Raw genomic sequence first — 19291 nt, 5'->3', positions numbered from 1 at the left:
AAGGTGGGGACAGGCAGGGCTCCGCGCCGACCACGCGGGCTGTTGCCAGGAGGCACCATGATCCGGAATACCGGGAGACCACTCCCCACGGACGCTGCCCCCCGACCGTGGCAGATGCTGCTCCTGGCCACTGCCGGGTTCACCCTCTGCTTCTGGGCGTGGGCCCTCCTTGCACCGCTCGGCCCTCGGCTGCGGGACGACCTCGGCCTCAGTTCCTTCGAACAGTCCCTGGTGGTCGCCCTACCGGTGGTCGTCGGCGCGCTCGGCCGCATCCCGGCCGGAGCGCTGACGGATCGCTGGGGAGCACGCCGGGTGTTCCCCCTCGTCGCGGCGCTGACGATTCTGCCGGTGCTGTACCTGGGGCACCTCGCCGACTCGTTGGCGCAGGTCCTCGCGGGCGGATTCCTGCTCGGGCTCGGGGGAACGGCCTTCGCCGTCGGCGTCCCCTTCGTCAACGCCTGGTACCCACCGGCGCGCCGGGGAGTCGCCCTCGGGATCTTCGGCATCGGCACCGGCGGCACAGCCCTGTCGTCGTTCACCACCGTCCAGCTGACCGACGCCGTCGGGCGCGCCTTCCCGTTCGATCTCGTGGCCGGCCTCCTCGCCGTGTACGCCGTGGTGGCCTGGTTCCTGTTGCGCGACCGTCCGGGACGCGCGACGGCGACGGGGTCCGTGTGGTCACGCACCGCAGCGGCCGTGCGCACGCCCTCGACCTGGCATCTGGCGTTTCTGTACGCCGTGTCCTTCGGCGGGTTCGTCGCCTTCAGCGTCTACCTGCCGACGTATCTGACCCGGGCCTACGAGCTCAGCCGCTCCGACGCGGCGCTGCGGACCGCAGGATTCGTCGTCCTCGCGGTCGCCATGCGGCCTCTGGGCGGATGGCTGTCGGACCGGGCCCATCCCGTCCCCGTACTGACGGGCTCGTACGGACTCGTCGCCGTGTGCGCGCTTGTCGCCTCGTTCGAGGCGGAGCTGATCCCGGTGGGAACGGCGGCCTTCCTCGGCATGGCCGCAGGCCTGGGAGCCGGGTCCGGGGCGGTCTTCGCCCTCGTCGCACGGCTCGTTCCAGCCGAGCGAGTCGGCTCGGTGACGGGCGTGGTCGGGGCGGCAGGAGGTCTCGGCGGCTTCTTCCCGCCCCTCGTGATGGGGGCGGTCGACAGCGTCGTACACGACTACACCTGGGGTTTCGTCCTCCTGGCCGTCACCGCGGTGATCGCCGGCGCTCTGACCACCACGGTCGTCCGGCGACGTGCGCGCGTCGCCACGCATGCGTGACCTCGCCTTCTGGCTCCGGATGGGGCCGGTTGTCCCCCTCCCGGGGCCCGGATGGCCGTAGCCGTCCACTCCTCCCGGGGTTGGTATGGAAGGCATGAACAGCGACCGACCCCGCCTGGTCGCCACGGGAGTCCGCAAGATCTACCGGACGGGCTCGGTGGCGGTCACCGCCCTGGACGACCTGGATCTCGTCGTGCGCCATGGAGAGCTCGTGGCGGTCATGGGCCCCTCCGGGTCCGGGAAGACCACCTTGCTGAACTGCCTCTCCGGACTCGACGACATCGACAGCGGCCGGGTGGAGATCGACGGCCATGACCTCTTCGCGATGTCGGACGCCGCGCGCACCGAGCACCGGGCCCGCACGATGGGCTTCGTCTTCCAGTCGTTCAACCTCATCCCGGTCTTCTCCGCTGTGGAGAACGTCGAGCTCCCGCTGCTGCTCGTGGGTACGCAGCCCCGCGAAGCGCGGCGCAGGGCGCTGGCCATGCTGGACCGGGTCGGCCTCGCCCACCGCGTCGAGCACCGTCCCAGCGAGATGTCCGGCGGTGAACAGCAGCGGGTGACCATCGCCCGCGCGCTGGCCGGGCGACCGGCCATCGTGTGGGCGGACGAACCGACCGGCAACCTCGACAGCGCCATGGCCGACCAGGTCATGGATCTGCTCTGCGCACTCAACCGGGACGAGGGCCAGACGATCGTCCTGGTCACGCACGACAGCGCCATCGGCGCACGCGTCCCGCGGCTGATCCGGATGCGCGACGGGCGGCTGGTCGACGACTTCCGGCAGCGCATCCCGGCCACGGACTCGGTCACCGACATGTCCCGGGACTGATGATGTATCCGAACCTGCTGGCTCCGCTGCTCATCGCCCTCGCGCTCGCCCTGGCGGCACTGGGGCTGGTCACCGTCCGGCAGCCGGTCTCACGCCGGCTGGCCTTCCGCCAGCTGGCCCGACGGCGCACCGAGGCCGCGCTCGTGATCGGCGGATCGGTGCTCGGAACGGCCATCATCATCGGGGCCCTGGTCGTCGGCGACACCCTGAACTTCTCAGTGCGCCAGGAGGCGTACCGGACCCTGGGCCCCGTGGACGAGCGCGTCGTCGCGCCACCCGGCCCCGCCGGACGAGCGGTCGCCGAGCGGCTGGCCGACCTGGGAGACGATCCCGACATCGACGGCGTACTCAGCGCTCAGGCCACCCAGGCATCGGCCGTTTCACGCTCCGGTGTCCAGACCGTCGCCGAACCGCGCGTCCTGGCCTGGCAGATGGATTTCGACAAGGCATCCGGCTTCGGCGCGGCAGGCGGACAGTCCGGGATCGGCGGACCGAACCCGAAGCCCGGTGAGGTCGTGATCAACACGCCCCTGGCCCAGTCGCTCCGTGTGGGAGCCGGGAAGCCGATCACGCTCTACCTGTTCGGGGTCCCGCACACCTACCGGGTGGACCGTGTGGTGCCGGAGCAGGGTCTGGCCGGTGTGGGGCTGGGCGGCAGGCTGAACCGCGACGCCTTCCTGGCACCTGGCACTCTGGACGCGGCCGCCCGAGCCGCCGGCGCGGAGCCGCGCTCGGTCACCTTCGTCTCCAACCGCGGCGGCGTCGAGAGCGGCGACGCCCTGACGCCGCAGGTCACCTCGGACATCCACCGGGCCCTGGGTCCGCTCGCGGCCCAGACGGCGATCGAGACGCCGAAGCACACCGTGCTGCGCGACGCCAAGCAGGCCGGCGACTCGCTGGGCGCGCTGTTCCTCATGATCGGCAGCTTCAGCATCATCGCGGGCGCCCTGCTGCTCGTGAACATCTTCGTCATGCTGGGCGAGGAGCGGAAGTCCCAGATGGGCATGGTGCGAGCGATCGGCATGAAGCGCTCGCGCCTGGTCGCGTCGTTCACCGTCGAAGGAGCCGCCTACGCGCTGCTGTCGGCTCTGCCGGGCGTGGCCATCGGTCTCGGCGTCGGCTGGGGCGTCGCCGTGGTGGCCGCGGAGATCTTCAGCGGCTGGTCGGTCGGCGGCAGCAGCATCCGGATCGCCTTCGCCGTCACGCCCACCAGCGTTCTCAACGGCCTGGCCATGGGGCTGCTCATTGCCTTCGCCGCGATCCTCGCGACCAGTGTGCGCATCAGCAGGTTCAACATCATCGCCGCCATCCGCGACCTCCCCACGACGCCCGGACGGAAGCCGCGTCGCCGACTGCTCGTCGTGTCCTCCGCGCTGGCGGTCCTGTGCGCGCTCGTGTCTGTTCCGGCCGTGGCACGCAGCCAACCCGACGCGACCTACCTCATGCCGGCGCTCGCCCTCGCCTTCGCGGCTCCGGCGCTGCTGCGCGTCCTCCCCCGGCGTACGGTCACGACCCTCGTAGCCGGAACCGTCCTTGCGTGGACCCTGCTGGCACCGGTCGTACGCCCCCGGATCTTCGACACGCCCTCGATGTCCGTGTACGTCATCCAGGGCGCCCTGGCCGCCTTCTCCGCCGTGGTGCTCGTCAGCGACAACCAGCAGGTGCTGCTCCGCCCCGTGCGGCGGCTCCTGGAGCGCCCCTCGGAGGCGGGACTCGCGACCCGGCTCGCGGTCGCCTATCCGTTGGCGAAACGGTTCCGTACAGGTGCGACGCTGGTGATGTACACGCTGATCGTGTTCGTTCTCGTCCTCCTCACGGAGATCTCCGGCATCCTCCGCGCCGGAGTCGACGGAGTCGTCGCCGACGCCACCGCCGGCTACTCCCTGCGGCTCGACTACAACCCCCAGGTCGCGGGCGACCGGCTGCTCACCGAGCTGCGCGGCGGCCCTTCGGCCGCCGGGATCTCCACCGTCACCCCTTTGCTCAACGCCACCGGGCGGGCAACCGACCCGGGGCACCGCAGCACCCAACCGCTGGACGTCGCCGCCGTGGGCGTGCCGGACGGTGCGATCACCGGCATCACCTTCCGCGAGCGGCTCAGCGACCTGCCCGACGACCCGGCGGTGTGGCGCGCGCTCGCCACCGATCCCCGGTACGTCGTCATCGACGGATTCTTCGGCAGCACCGGCGGCCCGGCCGGCGACTACTACGACCCCGGCGACACCCTCACCGTCACCGACCCGCAGACGGGCCGCAGCGAAGAGAAGGTCATCGCCGGCGTGCTCAGCAACGGGATGGTCTTCTACCCGGGCACCGGCGCCAGTTCGACCACGTACCCCGTCGTGATGGGAGAACAGGGCATGCGCGAGCTGTTCGACGGCCAGGCCCAGAACGCCTCCGCCCTCGTCAGCACCCGCCCCGGTACCTCCTCCGACGCGCTGGCGACCCAACTGCAGGGCGAGCAGTTGTCGTCCAGCCTGGTCGCCACGCCGATCGCCTCCGAGATCCGCCACCAGTTCGACTCCAGCACGGCCTTCTTCCACCTCATGCAGGGCTTCCTCGCCCTGGGCCTCGGCGTGGGCATCACCGGCCTCGGCGTCGTCATGGTCCGAGCCGTACGCGAACGCCGCCGCACCATCGGAATCCTGCGAGCCCTCGGCTTCCGGGCACGGACCGTCCAACGCTCCTTCCTCTGGGAGAGCACCTTCGTCGCCGTGGAGGGCATCGTCCTCGGATCCCTCCTCGGCGTGCTCACCACCTGGCTCATGTACTCCAACAGCGCAGCGTTCACGGGCCTCGAAGGCGGCTTCCCCGTCGAATGGACCAGCATCGGCGGCCTGGCAGCGGCCACCTTCGTCGCTTCCCTCCTGGCCACGATCGGCCCGGCACGCCGCGCCGCCGCCATCCGTCCCGCACGCGCGGTCCGCGTCGCGGATTGACCCACGGCTCCCATGACCCGCAGGTCGATGCGTCGCTACCGGACACCGTGGGCGCGCGGCGCGTTGAGCTGCCGGGCGATGTCGTCTGCCCGGTCCCCGATCGCGGCCCGGTCTCCGTGTTCTCCGAACGACGGCCGAGCAGTCCGCCGGGACGGGCCCGCATAGCCCTGGGCAGCCATCAGGGACACGCTCTTCGGCATGCCTCCACACCATGGGTGCATGCGCGCCATAGGCGTGAGCGCGGATAGTCCGTTAGCTCGGGATGACCGTGACTGCATGGACCGCATCCCCGGTCCGCGCGACGAACCGCGGAAGCGCGCCCATACCGAGGAGGACGGCAGCCGCCCAGGGGGCCCACGTCGGAGAACCGCGATGGCGATCCAGCAGGCGCCCTTCCACGAAGGACCACCGGCGCGGACAGGGACCCTCACCCACCTCGTTCACGCCGCCGCGGACGACGACATCGCCCTTCTCGTCGCCCGCATCGACACCGCGGCCTGAGCGCGAGACGACGCACGGGCGGACGTGCGAGGCGCTCGGGCGTGCGATTTCGACGCCGACGGCGAGCTGGACCTGTCCGTGTTCGAGGGCTCCTCGTCCGGACTCCTCGGGCAGGACGACCTCGACGAGGCGGGGATGGCCCTCGAGCCGGGCAATTCGGCCGGCATCCTCGTCTACGAGAACCTCTGGGCCGCCCCCCTCGCGCGGGAACTGCGGCGTGGCGGTGCGCAGCTCGTGGCCGGCGGGCGTATCCCTGTGCAGGCTCTGCTGGCCTCGCTGGACGCCGCGGAGGAAGCGGGCGGCAGCGCCGCTGCCTGACCCCGGCGTACAACCGTCGCCGTACAACTGTCCCCGAGACGGTCGCCGTACGACCGTCTCGGGGCGACCGTCTCGGGGCGACCGTCTCGGGGCGACCGTCTCGGGGCGACCGAAAAGCCGATCCACTCGAAAGCGGCCAAGGAGGACCGACATGCCAGGACTTCTTCGAGGTGTGGCGCGCACCGCGGTAGTGGCCGGGACGGCGACCGCCGTCTCCAACAGGGTCTCGCGACGCCAGGCGGGCCGTTGGGCCCGGCAGGACGTGGCGCCGGCCGAAAAGTACGACGCACCGCCACCGGCCGCAGCGCCCCCGCCTCCCCCGCAGAGCGACGACATGAGCAGCAAGATCGCCCAGTTCAAGGAACTCGGACAGCTGAAGGAACAAGGCGTGCTGACCGAGGAGGAGTTCGCGGCTCAGAAGAGCAAGATCCTCGGTTCCTGACCGCCGGCGCGAGCGTGCCTCGCCCCGAGTGGCTCATCGCAGCCGGGGCGAGGGACGGCGCGGTCGACCGCTCGGTCGCTCGCTGAAGGCGGGAATGCGCGGGCCCTGTGGCAGAAGCTCGGTGACGACGAAGGACAGGACAGCGGCCAGCACCACGAGCGCCACCGTCTCCGCGTTGCCCAGCAGGAGCACGACGAGGATCACGCTGCTCACCGGCAGTCGCAGGGCCGCGGTCACCGAGGCGGCCATGCCTACCGCCATGGCCGGAACCAGCCCCAGGCCCGGCAGGGGGGCCAGTAGGACTCCGGCCGCCCCGCCCAGGAACAGGGCAGGGAAGACGGGGCCACCGCGCAGACTGCCCAGACTCAGCGCGTACGCCAGACCCTTGAAGGCCAGCACCGCGACGAGGGCACCCACCGACCAGGCGTGCGGGTTCTGTGCCAGGTCGGACAGAGTGGCCTCGCCGGACAGGGCCGCCTCGGCCGGTGAACGTCCGGTGGTGACGGCGTAGAGCGTGATGCAGACCGCCGCGCCCGTCGCACACAAGACGGTGTTCCGTACGACCCGGGTCGCCACGAAGCGTGCCGCGAACCGGCCGCCCACGAGGGTCCAGTGGACGAGGAAAGCGAGGGCGGGCGCCAGTGCCAGCACCCAGAGCACGTCCGCTCCGTCGAGCGGCGGCGGTGGGGGCAGGCCGATGTCCAGGCTCCCCGTCTCCAGCCCCGTCCAGTGGACGAACCCGGTGAAGATCAACGCCCCGACACCGCTGGACAGCAGGGCCGGCAGCATCACCGCGAACAGCTGTGGCCCGCCCACCCCGGCCACCTCCATCAGGAGCACGGCGCCGACCACCGGGTTCCCGAAGAGCGCGGAGATGGCCGCCGCCGCCCCGGCCGCACCGAGCAGCGCCGTGCTCGCTCCGGTCTGCGGCGCCCGGGCCAGCCCCGCGAAGAACAGTGCAAGCCCCCCTCCGAGGGCGATCAGCGGCGCCTCGGGCCCCAGCACGGCGCCGAGCGGAAGACCGGCCAGTGCCGTGAGGACGACACCGGGCAGCGCCTCCTTCGAGGCCCCGCCCGACTGCAGCCCACCCGCCGGGACGTGCCCGCCCCGCCCGGGGAGGCGTGCGACCATCAGACCGACGGCGAGCCCGGCCACCGGCAGCAGCGCGAGCCCCCACCACCAGGGAGCCTGCTTCCAGCCCAGGTCCTTGGGCCAGTCCGTCCAGATGAGCTGCTCCAGCTGGTGCAACGCCACGAGGAACCAGAAGGCGACGAGTGCCACCGGAACGCCGATCAGCCCGCAGAACACCAGAGCCTTGCGGTACTCGGGTCGCCGCAGCATGGCCCGCAGCAGGTCGGCTTCCTGAGGCTGGCTGCCCGGACCGTCCGCCGAGGGGCCCTGAGGTGGGGTTCCGGCGATAGTGTCCTCCTCGGCTCGACACCACTCCAGGCGGCCGGGTCGGCGGGACGCAGGATGGCGTTATACGCATCTTTGGGGGCGTATATACCGTGAGGGCGGCAGGGTTATGCGTGCGCGCCGGTTCGACGTGACGCTGTGCCGGGCACGCACGCCTCGTGCACCGCGCAGGCGGCCGCAGCCTGCCACGGTGCGGCCCCGTACGTCAGAGCGCGTCCGGGCCGCGCTGCCCCGTGCGCACGGTGCACCCCGCTCGTGCCGGAGGAGCCGACCCCCGCGGTTCGTACGCGCGACGGCCCCGGCGAGACGCCGGGGCCGGTCGAGTCGTCCCGTGCTACGGGCGGTCGGTGGAGGAGTTCACCGCCTCCACCGCCGTGACGCGGCGGTCGGCGGGGCACAGGTACCGGGACAGCAGTCCACGGTCGTGGCGCACCGCTTCGCCGTCGCGCACGCGCACGCGCAGGAGGTGGACGTGCTCGAAGCACGGAGCCAGTGGGCGGGAGTGAATGGGCCAGGGCACCGTTGTAGTGGCGGACGAAGGCACTCCCGTACCCACAGGAGGAGACCGCCTTGACGGCCTGCCGCCGCGCTGCGGGGGCCAGGACGGGCGAGCCGAGGTCGTGGGTGGGTTCGATCGGGTCGGGGGCGGTCTCCTGGCGTGCCATCAGGTCCGTTTCGGAGATGACGCCGATGACCCGGTCGTCCTTGTCGACGACGGGCAGTCCGCTGATGCGGTGGCCGTCGAGCAGCCGGGCGACCTCCTTGAACGGGGTGGCGTACCGGACGCGGACGACGTCCCTGGTCATCACGGAGCCGACCTTGTGGTGCTTCATGGTGGTGCCCTTCCTTGGGGGGGTACGGATGTGTCGTTGCGGCGAGGCCGGCGCACTGCGGCCACAGCCACGACCGGTTCGGGTACACGCAGCCGTCGATGCCGGCACGTACTGTCATGACGGTGCTTTCTCTCCGTAGAGAGCGGCCGGCGGGCAGACGATGGTCGGTGAGGTCGCCGGGCGTCGACGGTGCACCGTCTCGCCCGGAAAAGGAAGGTGACGTTCTGGTGTTCGGCCTGGGGCGACCCATCGGGGAGGCGGGAGGATGAGCGAGAGGGCGGCGGGCCTGCCGCGCAAGGTGTACGAGAAGGAACTGCTGCGGCTGCAGACGGAGCTGGTGAAGCTTCAGGAGTGGGTGCGGGCCGAGGGCGCGCGTCTGGTCGTCGTCTTCGAGGGGCGGTAGGCGGCCGGCAAGGGCAGCACCATCAAGCGGGTCACGGAACACCTCAACCCGCGGGTGGCGCGGATCGCGGCGCTGCCGAAGCCGACCGAGCGCGAGCGCACCCAGTGGTACTTCCAGCGGTACGTGGAGCACCTGCCGGCCGCCGGGGAGATCGTGCTGTTCGACCGGTCCTGGTACAACAGGGCCGGGGCCGAGCAGGTGATGGGCTATTGCACGAAGGAAGAGCACCAGCGTTTCCTGCAGCAGTGCCCGATCTTCGAGCGGATGCTCGTGGAAGACGGGATCCTGCTGCGCAAGTACTGGTTCTCGGTGAGCGACACCGAGCAGCAGGACCGGTTCCGGCGCCGCCTGGACGATCCCGTGCGCCGCTGGAAGCTGTCGCCGATGGACTTGGAGTCGGTCACCCGCTGGGAGGCGTACTCGAGGGCCAAGGACGACATGATGGTGCACACCGACATCTCCGAGTCGCCCTGGTACGTCGTGGAGAGCGACGACAAGCGCCGGGCCCGGCTGAACATGATCGCCCACCTGAGCTCCGTGCCGTACCGGGAGGTGCCCCCTCCGGTCCTTGAGCTGCCGGAGCGCCCGGAGTCGACCGGCTACCGGCGTCCGCCGCGTGATCTGCAGACCTACGTTCCCGATCACGCCGCGGACCTCTGAGCGGCGGCCGGCTCCGGCCCCCGGTGGAGGGCACACCGTCTCCGCCCCGCACGTTCGCCGCCTCCACGGTCCGTGCTCCCTGCCTGTCCTCGGCCGGGGTCAGTCGTGCGCGACAACAGCGACGGGCGCGGCCGAGTGGCGCATGCTGAACGTGCTCCTGCCCACCCACGGCCAGAAGGGGAGTTCCGGCCTACGCAAACTGCTTGTCCGAAGGGAAGTCGAAGGCTCCGGGCTCCTCGTCCCGACCCGGGGTCGCCTCACGCGATCGTTCGGCATCCGCCAAGGCGGCGAGTGCGCCTGCCGAGTCGCCGACTGTCGACAAAGCCCGAGCCTCCAGACTCGCCGGCCGTGCCCCGATGCTCTTGTTCGCCCGGTGCCGGCGGCGGACCTGCGCCGGCCTGGCCCGCCTGCTCGTATCGGCCGGTCCAGTACGCGATCAACGACTCCACGGCCCGTAGTACCCGGGCCGGCATCCCCTCGTGCCCGGCAGCCTCGACGCAGGCCCGTGCGGTACGGGCATGAGTGGCGGCGGAGTCGAAGTCGCCGAGGTCGAGGCAGACGTGCGCCGACAGGCCGCAGATGCGAGAGGCGGAAAGGTGGAGCAGCGTGGTCTGGCTGGGGTGCCGACGCCCGCGCAGCAGGTCGAAGAGCCCTTCCCGTAACCGCCTGATCTCGACGTACTACTCCATCAGCGGGTGACTGACGTACGTACGGGCGAGCCGGCCAAACGCCCGCCTCCAACTGTTCGACGACGAACTCGTCGGCGTTCCGCTGCACAATGAAGCGGGCCAAGTCGGCCGAACGCACCGCATCCTCCGACAACCGTCGGGGCACGAATGCCGCCAGCAGCCCGCCATCAAGCTTTTCCTCGATCCCCCACCAACCGGACGGTCAGGCCGGCACGCAGGACCGCACCTCGGGATGGTCCGCGCCCAACTGGTCGAACAGTGTCCGCTGGGCGTCGCACAGGTGCTGGTCGAAGAAGGCGCGCAGGTAGGTACGGGTGATCGCCATGGTGCGCAGCCCCGACGTGGCCGCGCCGAGCGGCATGCCGAGCTGGTCGGCCAGTAGCCCGAGGTCGGTGAAGGAGTGGTGCTTGGCGCCCGCGACCACCATCCAGCGCTTCCAGCCGGTCAGTAGCGGCCAGTCCCGCGCCCAGGTGTCCGCGGAAGGCCCGTCGCCGGGAGAGTACTGGCCGTCTCGGCCGAGGAACAGCAGCGGGCGGTCCAGGCCGGTGTCCGGGATCAGAGGGTCGGTGCTGCCGTCCACGTTGCTGCCGGCGCGGATGCGCCCGTCCACCAGCATCGCCGCGATAGTGGCCGCACCACCCGCGGAATGTCCGGCCATGCCGATCCGGTCCGGGGCCAGCCGGGCCGCGCCTGCCCACGGCGGGTTGCTGCCCAGCAGCCGGTCCAGCACGAAGGAGACGTCACGGGCACGGCCGGTCTTCACCTTGTGCCAGAACTCGGGAGTACGCGCAAACCCGTGGCCGAGAGCGAAGTTAGCCACCCTGCCGTCCGGGAAGGCGGTGGCCGCAGTCTCGTAGGTGTGGTCGACCGCGACCGCAACGTATCCGTGGCTGGCCAGGTCCTCACCGATCGAGGTGAGCGTGGCGCGGGGCCGGGTGAAGCCGGGCGAGAGAACGACCAGCGGCAGCTCCCGCAGCTCGGGATCGGGCGGAGCGTCCGGGAAGGCGTTGGTGCGCACCGAACTCAGCGCGTCGGGCGCGACGGCCACCTGCCAGGCGGCCAGGGCCCCCGCCGACTCGGCCTTTGTCAGGTAACGCGCGCGTGGACCGCAGGAGACAGCAGCCGGATACCACACCGTGATCATCAGCTCACGCGTCGGCGCATCCCCCACCCACGGGTCCCGGCGGGAGACATCCTCGAGATACACCGACACGGTACCCACCGGAAAAGACCCCGTCGGCGCCGGCAAAACGGTTACGACCATACGGCCCATCGTCGTCAACCACACCCGACACCACCATCAGGGACATCCCCGAATTTACGCTTCCACCACACAGACACAGAGCAGACAACAACACCGCACGGCCAGCAGCCAAGCGGCGCAGGAGGTAACGCCGGCCGGAAGTCTCATGAGCGGCAGCAGACCTGTCTGCAGGTCCTGTTCGAGGCCGACCAGGGCAACGAGAGGGAGCAGAACCGGCTCTGGCACGCGATGCGGGAACGGCAACCAGCTGAACAGTGCCGATGGATTCCGTATGGTGCCGACCAGCTGGCTGTCGAGGCCACACCGGTCCAGCAACATCTGGGTCGCCGTCATGTGCTCGATGCGGGCCCGGGTGCGACTTTGGCCGCGTTGCAGCCCCGGGGGTTGATCGAGCTGAGAGTCGTGATGCAGGACTGACCCGTCGGCCCTGTCTGGCACATCCAGGTGCGGCTGACCCGAGCTTGCGGGGCCCTGCAACCGCAGGCTTCCGGGCAGACCCCTGGCGGAGATCTGCTGGCCGAGTGGCTGCAGGCGGCACTCGAGGCGGTCGCCACTGCTCCCGGGCAGAGCCTGCCGAAAGCGCCTGGCGGTACCGGCTCACCCCGGCCGGGCGGGCATGCCTTGCCGCGTGTTCCGGGCCCAGGCAGACACATCACGTTGCTATGACGTCAAGCCGGGGACGGTCGGCCCGTGTAGCGTGGCCTGCCTGTTCGAACGGGTGGGGTGGAACGCTGGTCGACGTGGTGCGTGTCATGGAGACGCTGGCCGAGCAGAGCGTCACCGTGCTGCCGTTACTGACGATTTGATCGGTACACAGGCACCAGCGCGACGGGTGGCAGCCCAGAACAGTGGCTCGTCACCATCTCCTCCCGGAACGGAGGCTGGTGGCACTCCGACGGCGACGCTGTCCAGTTCCTCGCCGAGTACTGCAACGGCGCCCTGGACCCCGGGGGATTGCCTCCGATCGACCCCGAAGTCACTCCCTGCTGAGCACGGCTCGGCTGGCTGATCTGTGCGGCTGCGGCATCTGCGGCTCCTGATGAGGCCGGAGAGCGCCGCTGTCCGATCACCGTGTCAGGCGTCGGCGCTCTGGCCATCCGCGCCCCTCGCGCCGTACGCACGATCTCGCAGTCCGCCACGCAGGCCCGCACCAGCCCCAGGCCACGGCCACGGCCGCCGCACGCCGCGGAGTCGTCGCCAGGGAAACGCACACGCCAGGGCCATGTCGGGGCTGCCGCTGTGCTCGACGGTATCGACGACGAGCTCGGTCGCGACGCCTCCAGAAGAGCCTCGTTCCCCGTCCGGCCGTCGTTCGGTGAGCATGCCTCGCCTACGAATGAGCCGATTCGTGATCTGATGCGGTCAGACCGAGCCGCTGTCGAATCCCCCACTCGGATGGCCCGATGAGCACTCCGCACGCCCCCGCGCCGTTGCCCTCGCCCCCGTCGGACCCGGAGCCGGAGCCCCGACACGCCGGATGGCTGGAACTCTTCTTCGATCTGGTCTTCGTCGCCGTTGTCGCACAGCTCTCGCACGGTCTCCACGGCGACCCCGGGTGGCGCGAGTTCGGTGTGTTCCTCGGCCTCTACTTCCCGCCCTGGTGGATGTGGGCGAACCTCACGGTCTCCGCCAACCTCTTCCAGGACGACAGTGCCCGCCGCCGCGTCGTCATGCTGACCGCGATGCTGTGCCTCGCCGTGATGGCCGCCGCGGTGCCCGAGGCCGACGGGGACCGGGCCCCCGCCTACGCCCTCGGCTACGCGGGCACCCGCCTCGTCCTGCTCGCCCTGTGGTGGCCCGCCACCCGCTTCCCCCCGCCCCGCACACTGCCCCGCTGGCGGAGCCGCTGACCTACTGCCTTCTCTCCGGGCTGCTCTGGGCCGGCTCGGCGGCGGTTCCGGCTCCCTGGCGCTACGGGGTGTGGGCCGTCCTGCTCCTGGCGGAGATGGTCCTGTTGCTGACCGCGCGCGGGCGAGGCATCCCGGGGCGGGTCCACACCGGCCACCTGGTCGAACGGGTCGGCCTGTTCGTGATCATCGTCCTCGGCGAATCGGTGCTGGCCCTCATCACCGCCACGGACCACACCTGGACCGCCCGGGCCGGCATCGTGGCCGTGCTCGGATTCGTCCTGCTGGCCGCGTTGTGGTGGTCCTACTTCGACTTCGCCTCGACGGCGGCGGAGCGCGTCATCGGCACCGCCGGCACCCGCGAGGCCTACCTCCTCGCCCGCGACGTGGGCGGCTTCCTGCACTTCTTCGTCACCGCCGCCGTCATCTCCATGGCCGCCGGACTCGCGACGGCCGTGGAGGAGTCCAGCCATGACCACCTGCCGAGGGGCGCGGTGTGGGCCCTCGCCGGCGGGTTGGCCGTCTATCACGGAGCGCACGCCCTGATCGCGCTGCGCTTCGGCCGGCCGCTGCGTGAGGTGGCGGTCTGGGCACTGCCCGGGATCGCGGTCCCTCTCCTGGTGGTTCTCGGCGCGGACGTACTCGCGCCGTGGCTTGTGGTGCTGCTCCTCGCAGCCGAGGCCATCGCCCACCTGCTGTACGCGAAGGCCGCCCTGTCCCGCCGTACGCCCGCCGGCACCACCTAGTCTTCTGAGTCAGGAATTCTGTTCAGATGTATAAGCTTGGTCTGTGGCACGTACTGGGCGGCCGAAGGCCGAGTTGATCCTGTCGGACGAGGAGCGGGCCGCACTCGAGGGGTGGGTGCGGCGCCGTTCCACGCCGCAGGCGTGGGCCCTGAGATGTCGGATCATCCTGGCCTGTGCCGAAGGTGCGTCCAACAAGGACGTGGCGGCTCGCCTCGGCTCGACCGCGCATGCGGTGGGCCGCTGGCGGGCGAGGTTCGTCGAGCACCGGATCGCCGGTCTGGGTGACATGCCGCGTCCGGGTGGCCCGCGGACGGTGACGGACGAGCAGGTGGCCACACTGGTTTCCAGGACGCTGGAGTCCACTCCGAAGAACGCGACCCACTGGTCGACGCGCTCGATGGCGAAGGAACTGGGCCTGTCGCAGTCGACCGTGTCCCGGGTCTGGCGGGCCTTCGGTCTGCAGCCGCACCGCTCGGAGACGTTCAAGCTGTCGACGGATCCGTACTTCGTGGACAAGGTCCACGACGTCGTCGGCCTCTACCTGGATCCGCCCGAGCGGGCCCTGGTGTTCTGCGTCGACGAGAAGTCGCAGATCCAGGCGCTGGACCGCTCGCAGCCTGTCCTGCCGATGATGCCCGGCGTCCCGCAGAGGATGACGCACGACTACGTCCGCGCCGGCACCACCACCCTGTTCGCCGCCCTGGAGGTCGCCACCGGCAAGGTGATCGGCTCCCTGCACCGGCGCCACCGCGCCGAGGAGTTCAAGAAGTTCCTCATCAAGCTCGACAAGGAGGTCCCGGACGGCCTCGCAGTTCACCTGGTGCTCGACAACTACGCCACCCACAAGACCCCGGCCATCAAGACCTGGCTGCTGGCCCATCCCCGGTTCCACCTGCACTTCACGCCGACCGGGTCGTCCTGGCTCAACCTGGTGGAGCGATGGTTCGCCGAGCTGACGAACAAACAGATACGGCGAGGCGTCCACAAGACCGTCCAGGCCCTGGAGAACGACATCCGAACCTGGATCACGGCATGGAACACCGACCCCAGGCCCTACGTCTGGACCAAGACCGCAGACGAGATCCTCGAACGCCTCGCCTCATATCTGAACAGAATTCCTGACTCAGAAGACTAGCGAGTCCGTCCGAAATGCGCGGCGTGGCGCCGAGGCATCCGCGCACCGACGGTCTGCGGGTTCACAGCCACGGCAGGCGTGGTGGGCGGAGAGGAGAGGCATGGGCAGTCGCGGATGGGACGGCGAGGCGAGCGTTCCGCAGCCCGTCGTGGTCCTTCTGGACTCGAAGACGACGGCGGTCGTTCGAGGCATCGTCCCGATGGACGGGCCGCGGGACTTCTTCGATACATCGTTCGGGGTCCTGGCCAGGACCATCGAGGCTCAGCGGATCGGCATGCTGATCCCGGCCTTCGGTCTCTACCACGGTGCATACGGCGAGACTCTGAACCATGAGGTCGGGCCTGTTCGTCGGTCCACTTTCGTCGGTCTCCCGGTCGCAGGCGTACATCTCGCCGATGGAAATGATCTTGCGCCAGAAGGGCCAGACGGTCGGCCAGTCCTCCGCCACCGCGTCCCGTACCCGCCCCCAACCGGCCGTGCAGTCACTCATCTCGCTCTCCCCCACCGCTCGCGATCACCCTCGTGATCCGACGTACGGCTCGCCCAGCGCCAGACCGCTCTCGGCCCCGCTCCCGCGACCCAGATGCGCCCTGACATGTCATCCGCCGGCCAGCTCCGCCCCGGGGCGGAGCGTGCCTAAGATCACCAGGACGAGGGACTGCGGACGAGGCACAAAGAGGCGGCTGACATGGCGGACGAGCGCGTGTACCTGGTGACCGGGGGCGGAACGGGGATCGGGGCCGCGACCGCGCAGTCGCTGTCCCGAGCGGGACACAAGGTGGCGGTGTCCGGGCGCCGGCCCGAGCCGCTGCGGCTGGTCGCCGAGGAGACCGGCGCTCTGCCCGTACCGTCGGACATCGGGGACCCCGCCGCGGTGGCCTCGCTCGTCGAGACGGTGGTCGGCACGTACGGGCGGCTCGACGGTCTGGTGCTCAACGCCGGCATCGGGCGGGGCGGCGGGGTGGGCGAGGTGACCCTGGAGGACTGGGACGAGGTCATGCGGACCAACCTCACCGGCCCGTTCCTGCTGCTGCGCGCCGCGCTCCCGCATCTGCTCGACGCCCGCGGCGCGGTGGTCGCGGTGGCCTCGGTGTCCGCCCTGCGCAACGGCGTCGGGAACGCCGCCTACGCCACTTCCAAGGCGGCGCTGCTCCAGCTGTGCCGCTCGCTCGCAGTCGACTACGGGGGCGCTGGGCTACGCGCCAACACCGTGTGCCCGAGCTGGGTGCGCACCGACATGGCGGACCGCCGAATGAACCGCTTCGCCGACGAGGCAGGCCTGAGCGGGGACACTTTGGAGGCGGCGTACGAGGAGGTGACCCGGATCCTGCCTGCCGGGCGGCCCGGTGAACCGCAGGAGGTCGCGGAGGCGATCACCTGGCTGCTGTCGCCCGCCGCCTCGTTCGTGAACGGTGCGGTGCTCACCGTCGACGGCGGCGCGACCGCGCTCGACCCGGGCACCCTTGGCTTCGAGTTCCGGATGGAGCCCCGCGCCCCGCGGGCCTGACCGACGGCTACGGCCGAGGTCGCCGGTCGCGTTCAGCCGACCGGCCGCTCCTCTTGGTCAACCAGTAGGTCGACGAAGGCCTGCATCGCCCCGGCCACACCGCGCCGGCAGGTTCTGGCCTGTATGTCCGGCGGTTGAGGGCTGGTCGTGCCGACACGCTCGGGGGGGCGGATTTCGCCGTAGGACCGCGACGCTTAGGCTCAGGTTCCATGATCTTGCTGAGCGATCCCCAGGTGGGCAATATCCCGGTGGAGGAATGCGGCGAGCCTCTCGCAGAGATCGCCTCGGTCCCGGCCATTGCACTGGACTCCCGGGAGCGAGACGAGGATGGGGCATACGGTCGGGTCAGGATCGGCGTGCTCGAACGTTTGAGTTCGGCCTCCGAGAGGCTTCCTGACGGCGTCAGGTTCCTCGTCGTAGAAGGGCATCGCAGCAGCACTGAGCAGGCGCGGCGTTTTGCCCTCTACGAGGACCGCATACGCCGCTCAGGCATCACCGACCCTGTCGACCTGCGGCGCCGGGCCAGTGCCTTCGTTTCCCCGGTCGAGGTGGCGCCACACTGCGCGGCGGCGGCCCTCGACCTGACGCTCATTGATGCCGACGGCGTCGAGCTGGACATGGGCGGTGCCGTGAACGGCCACCGCACGGGAGACGAGAAGTACTGTCCGCTGAACGCCCCGGGACTGTCCGACCAAGCACGCCGCCATCGCGACCTCCTGGCCCGAACCATGGGCGACGCCGGATTCACCAACTATCCCACCGAGTGGTGGCACTGGTCCTACGGTGACCGGTACTGGGCACTGATCACCAAGGCCGGCAGCGCCATCTATGGACCAGCCTGACCAGCCTGACCACCTCGAACCGGCGAGACCCAGGGCACAGTCACCGACATCCCCTGGAGAGGCTGGGGCCTCGACGCCTCGGCACCCCTGGCCAGGTCACCTGGCCCACTTCGAGGCCGGCCGACCCCCAGCCACCGTCCGGCCGGTCAGTTCGGTTCCTGCTCCGCGGCCCACTGCCGCGCAGCGTCTTCGTACGGGTCGATCTCGCCTACCCCGAGTCCTCTCCCTGTCCTGTCCGCCCGGCGACGCGCGCCCCGTCGGCGGAGGCGACCAGGCCGCTGCCGCAGGCCCGTGCAGCAGCGGACTTCCGCACCGGCGACATAGCCGCGACCCGCCCGCGGCGTTCAGCAGTAAGGGGGCTGGTTGGTCAGGGACGCGGCCACTCGCATCCACACGCCGAACAGCCGATAGAGGTCGGGCAGTGTGCCCTGCGCCCGGACGGTCCGGCTGTCCGGCGACGTGACGCCTGGAATTCCCAGGAGCGTCGAGGCAATTGAAGCCGACTGCCAGCGGACCGTGAGGGTGGAGCAGGCCGCTGCGACGGCTGGAGCCTTCGGCGGTACGGCAAGACTGGCGGCGACCGCCTTCTCGATGGCCGCACGTGCTTCTTCCGCCGGTCGCAGATCTGCCGTGAACCGGTCCCGCGCATACTTCACTGCCACGGTCGTCACCGAGGCGTCCCAATCCGCCATCTCTGTGCAGGCGCAGTCGTCACCGGTGAGGACTGTCACCGGCACGCCGATGGCGGCCGCGGTGGCATGGGCCAGGCCGATCTCACCCACAGGCCGGCCGTCGAGCCACATGTCTTCGATCTCGTGCCCCATGAAGCTGTGGCTCAGTACGCCGAGCGCACCGGCCCGTGAGTGGTAGCCGACGAAGATCGCGGCGTCGTGCTCGGGAGCGAGGCCTTCGAGCATGAGCATCTGCTTGGGCTTGCCGCGGATGAGGCGCGCCGCCGGGTGCAGCGACTCGGGCAGGATATTGCGCATCGGGCCGTGTGCGTCGTTGACGGTGATGTCCGTGGCACCGGCCGCGACGGCGCCACGGATGGCGGCGTTGACGTCCTCTGCCATCATCAGCCGCCCACGCTCGTAGTCCCGGCCGCCAGGTTGGACATCGTCGGCATCCACCAGCCCGGTGATGCCCTCCATGTCCACACTGATGTAGATCCGCACTGCGCAGTCTCCTCAATCTTGATCGTTTCAGGAGACGTCCGCCGTTCTTGCTCTGGTTCCTTCACCAGCTCACGATCGTCCTGTTCCCGCCGGGACCAGCACGCTCGTCAGCTCAGCTGGACGGCATGACCGGGGACCGCGGGCCGAGCAGGACCTGTCCCGCACTTCCTTCGACGGCTCCCACCTGCGGGCCCTGAGGGGCGGAGACGCCACCGAGCCCTCGCCAGTGGACCGGTGCAAGACGGGCAGCAAGCACCACGTCATTGTCGACGTCCACGGGATGCCCCTGGCCGCCACCGTGACCGGTGGCAACCGCAACGACGTCACCCAGCGCCTGCCCCTGATCCACGTCGTATCGCCCATCCGCGGCAAGCGCGGACGACCCCGTCAGCGCCCCGACGTCCTCTACGCCGACCGCGGTGACGACCACAACGTCTACCGCCGCCAGGTCCGTACCCTCGGCTGCG

General features: G+C 70.4%; 15 protein-coding genes and 4 pseudogenes. 13 read left to right on the top strand and 6 right to left on the bottom strand.

Features of this window, described 5'->3' with window-relative positions:
- The first annotated feature begins 57 nt into the window (after nucleotides 1-57).
- From AC07AW_RS40255 to AC07AW_RS40230, 6 genes and pseudogenes are all read left to right on the top strand, one after another.
- Nucleotides 58-1275: an MFS transporter gene (locus AC07AW_RS40255; RefSeq protein WP_478820419.1), complete on the top strand. Its 1218-nt coding sequence runs from the start codon at nucleotides 58-60 to the stop codon at nucleotides 1273-1275.
- Nucleotides 1276-1369: 94 nt separating this feature from the next.
- The gene (locus AC07AW_RS40250) at nucleotides 1370-2107 is read left to right on the top strand and encodes an ABC transporter ATP-binding protein (RefSeq protein ID WP_478820418.1); all 738 of its coding nucleotides are present in this window, start codon (nucleotides 1370-1372) and stop codon (nucleotides 2105-2107) included.
- A complete protein-coding gene (locus tag AC07AW_RS40245) occupies nucleotides 2107-5046 on the top strand; it encodes an FtsX-like permease family protein (RefSeq protein WP_478820417.1) in 2940 nt (979 codons plus the stop codon). Before AC07AW_RS40250 ends, AC07AW_RS40245 begins: the two co-directional genes overlap by 1 nt.
- Nucleotides 5047-5418: 372 nt before the next feature.
- Nucleotides 5419-5547 carry a hypothetical protein gene (locus tag AC07AW_RS40240; protein ID WP_478820416.1) on the top strand — a complete coding sequence of 43 codons (129 nt, stop codon included), beginning with the start codon at nucleotides 5419-5421 and terminating at the stop codon, nucleotides 5545-5547.
- 45 nt (nucleotides 5548-5592) lie between these two features.
- Nucleotides 5593-5865, top strand: a pseudogene (locus AC07AW_RS40235) (DUF6325 family protein); the annotation flags it as partial.
- 151 nt (nucleotides 5866-6016) lie between these two features.
- Nucleotides 6017-6307, top strand: a complete 291-nt coding sequence (locus tag AC07AW_RS40230; protein WP_478820415.1) for an SHOCT domain-containing protein — start codon at nucleotides 6017-6019, stop codon at nucleotides 6305-6307.
- 33 nt (nucleotides 6308-6340) lie between these two features.
- Here the strand turns inward: AC07AW_RS40230 and AC07AW_RS40225 are convergent, their stop codons facing one another.
- From AC07AW_RS40225 to AC07AW_RS40215, 3 genes and pseudogenes are all read right to left on the bottom strand, one after another.
- Entirely contained in the window at nucleotides 6341-7648 is a 1308-nt protein-coding gene (locus AC07AW_RS40225; protein ID WP_478820414.1) for a chloride channel protein, read from the bottom strand.
- 409 nt (nucleotides 7649-8057) lie between these two features.
- Entirely contained in the window at nucleotides 8058-8243 is a 186-nt protein-coding gene (locus AC07AW_RS40220; protein ID WP_478820444.1) for a hypothetical protein, read from the bottom strand.
- A 46-nt stretch (nucleotides 8244-8289) separates the two neighbouring features.
- Nucleotides 8290-8556: pseudogene (locus tag AC07AW_RS40215) on the bottom strand (CBS domain-containing protein); the annotation flags it as partial.
- Nucleotides 8557-8821: 265 nt separating this feature from the next.
- On the opposite strand from AC07AW_RS40215, the pseudogene ppk2 reads away from it, so the two are divergent.
- Nucleotides 8822-9619, top strand: a pseudogene (gene ppk2, locus AC07AW_RS40210) (polyphosphate kinase 2).
- An 891-nt stretch (nucleotides 9620-10510) separates the two neighbouring features.
- Here ppk2 and AC07AW_RS40205 read toward each other — a convergent pair.
- Nucleotides 10511-11572 (bottom strand): alpha/beta hydrolase family protein, encoded by a 1062-nt coding sequence (locus AC07AW_RS40205; protein ID WP_478820413.1) that lies wholly within the window; start codon nucleotides 11570-11572, stop codon nucleotides 10511-10513.
- A gap of 1403 nt (nucleotides 11573-12975) precedes the next feature.
- On the opposite strand from AC07AW_RS40205, the gene AC07AW_RS40200 reads away from it, so the two are divergent.
- From AC07AW_RS40200 to AC07AW_RS40190, 3 genes are read left to right on the top strand one after another with little or no spacing between them, the layout of a single operon-like run.
- The gene (locus AC07AW_RS40200; protein WP_478820412.1) at nucleotides 12976-13422 is read left to right on the top strand and encodes a low temperature requirement protein A; all 447 of its coding nucleotides are present in this window, start codon (nucleotides 12976-12978) and stop codon (nucleotides 13420-13422) included.
- Nucleotides 13362-14165 (top strand): low temperature requirement protein A, encoded by an 804-nt coding sequence (locus AC07AW_RS40195; RefSeq protein ID WP_478820411.1) that lies wholly within the window; start codon nucleotides 13362-13364, stop codon nucleotides 14163-14165. Before AC07AW_RS40200 ends, AC07AW_RS40195 begins: the two co-directional genes overlap by 61 nt.
- Before the next feature lie 43 nt (nucleotides 14166-14208).
- The gene (locus AC07AW_RS40190) at nucleotides 14209-15300 is read left to right on the top strand and encodes an IS630 family transposase (protein WP_478820410.1); all 1092 of its coding nucleotides are present in this window, start codon (nucleotides 14209-14211) and stop codon (nucleotides 15298-15300) included.
- Between the two features lie 61 nt (nucleotides 15301-15361).
- Here AC07AW_RS40190 and AC07AW_RS40185 read toward each other — a convergent pair whose 3' ends face one another.
- A complete protein-coding gene (locus AC07AW_RS40185; protein WP_478820409.1) occupies nucleotides 15362-15790 on the bottom strand; it encodes a hypothetical protein in 429 nt (142 codons plus the stop codon).
- Between the two features lie 198 nt (nucleotides 15791-15988).
- Here AC07AW_RS40185 and AC07AW_RS40180 point away from each other — a divergent pair, with 198 nt between their 5' ends.
- The gene (locus tag AC07AW_RS40180; protein WP_478820408.1) at nucleotides 15989-16807 is read left to right on the top strand and encodes an SDR family NAD(P)-dependent oxidoreductase; all 819 of its coding nucleotides are present in this window, start codon (nucleotides 15989-15991) and stop codon (nucleotides 16805-16807) included.
- Between the two features lie 209 nt (nucleotides 16808-17016).
- Entirely contained in the window at nucleotides 17017-17649 is a 633-nt protein-coding gene (locus tag AC07AW_RS40175) for a M15 family metallopeptidase (protein ID WP_478820407.1), read from the top strand.
- 344 nt (nucleotides 17650-17993) lie between these two features.
- Here the strand turns inward: AC07AW_RS40175 and AC07AW_RS40170 are convergent, their stop codons facing one another.
- The gene (locus AC07AW_RS40170) at nucleotides 17994-18824 is read right to left on the bottom strand and encodes a M55 family metallopeptidase (protein ID WP_478820406.1); all 831 of its coding nucleotides are present in this window, start codon (nucleotides 18822-18824) and stop codon (nucleotides 17994-17996) included.
- A gap of 145 nt (nucleotides 18825-18969) precedes the next feature.
- Between AC07AW_RS40170 and AC07AW_RS40165 the strand changes: the two are divergent.
- Nucleotides 18970-19287 (top strand): annotated as a pseudogene (locus AC07AW_RS40165) (transposase); the annotation flags it as partial.
- Nucleotides 19288-19291: the final 4 nt, after the last annotated feature.

The organism is Streptomyces sp. NPDC044003, assembly GCF_056435185.1.
The sequence above is the reverse complement of the archived record's forward strand: the minus strand, read 5'-3'. Positions and strand labels throughout refer to the sequence as shown.

What these genes read in the sequence shown, in the direction of transcription:
- AC07AW_RS40255 (WP_478820419.1), top strand. Translation starts at nt 58, where the DNA reads ATGATCCGGAATACCGGGAGACCACTCCCCACGGACGCTGCCCCCCGA.
- AC07AW_RS40250 (WP_478820418.1), top strand. Translation starts at nt 1,370, where the DNA reads ATGAACAGCGACCGACCCCGCCTGGTCGCCACGGGAGTCCGCAAGATC.
- AC07AW_RS40245 (WP_478820417.1), top strand. Translation starts at nt 2,107, where the DNA reads ATGATGTATCCGAACCTGCTGGCTCCGCTGCTCATCGCCCTCGCGCTC.
- AC07AW_RS40240 (WP_478820416.1), top strand. Translation starts at nt 5,419, where the DNA reads ATGGCGATCCAGCAGGCGCCCTTCCACGAAGGACCACCGGCGCGGACA.
- AC07AW_RS40230 (WP_478820415.1), top strand. Translation starts at nt 6,017, where the DNA reads ATGCCAGGACTTCTTCGAGGTGTGGCGCGCACCGCGGTAGTGGCCGGG.
- AC07AW_RS40225 (WP_478820414.1), bottom strand. Translation starts at nt 7,648, where the DNA reads ATGCTGCGGCGACCCGAGTACCGCAAGGCTCTGGTGTTCTGCGGGCTG.
- AC07AW_RS40205 (WP_478820413.1), bottom strand. Translation starts at nt 11,572, where the DNA reads ATGGTCGTAACCGTTTTGCCGGCGCCGACGGGGTCTTTTCCGGTGGGT.
- AC07AW_RS40200 (WP_478820412.1), top strand. Translation starts at nt 12,976, where the DNA reads ATGAGCACTCCGCACGCCCCCGCGCCGTTGCCCTCGCCCCCGTCGGAC.
- AC07AW_RS40185 (WP_478820409.1), bottom strand. Translation starts at nt 15,790, where the DNA reads ATGAGTGACTGCACGGCCGGTTGGGGGCGGGTACGGGACGCGGTGGCG.
- AC07AW_RS40180 (WP_478820408.1), top strand. Translation starts at nt 15,989, where the DNA reads ATGGCGGACGAGCGCGTGTACCTGGTGACCGGGGGCGGAACGGGGATC.
- AC07AW_RS40175 (WP_478820407.1), top strand. Translation starts at nt 17,017, where the DNA reads ATGATCTTGCTGAGCGATCCCCAGGTGGGCAATATCCCGGTGGAGGAA.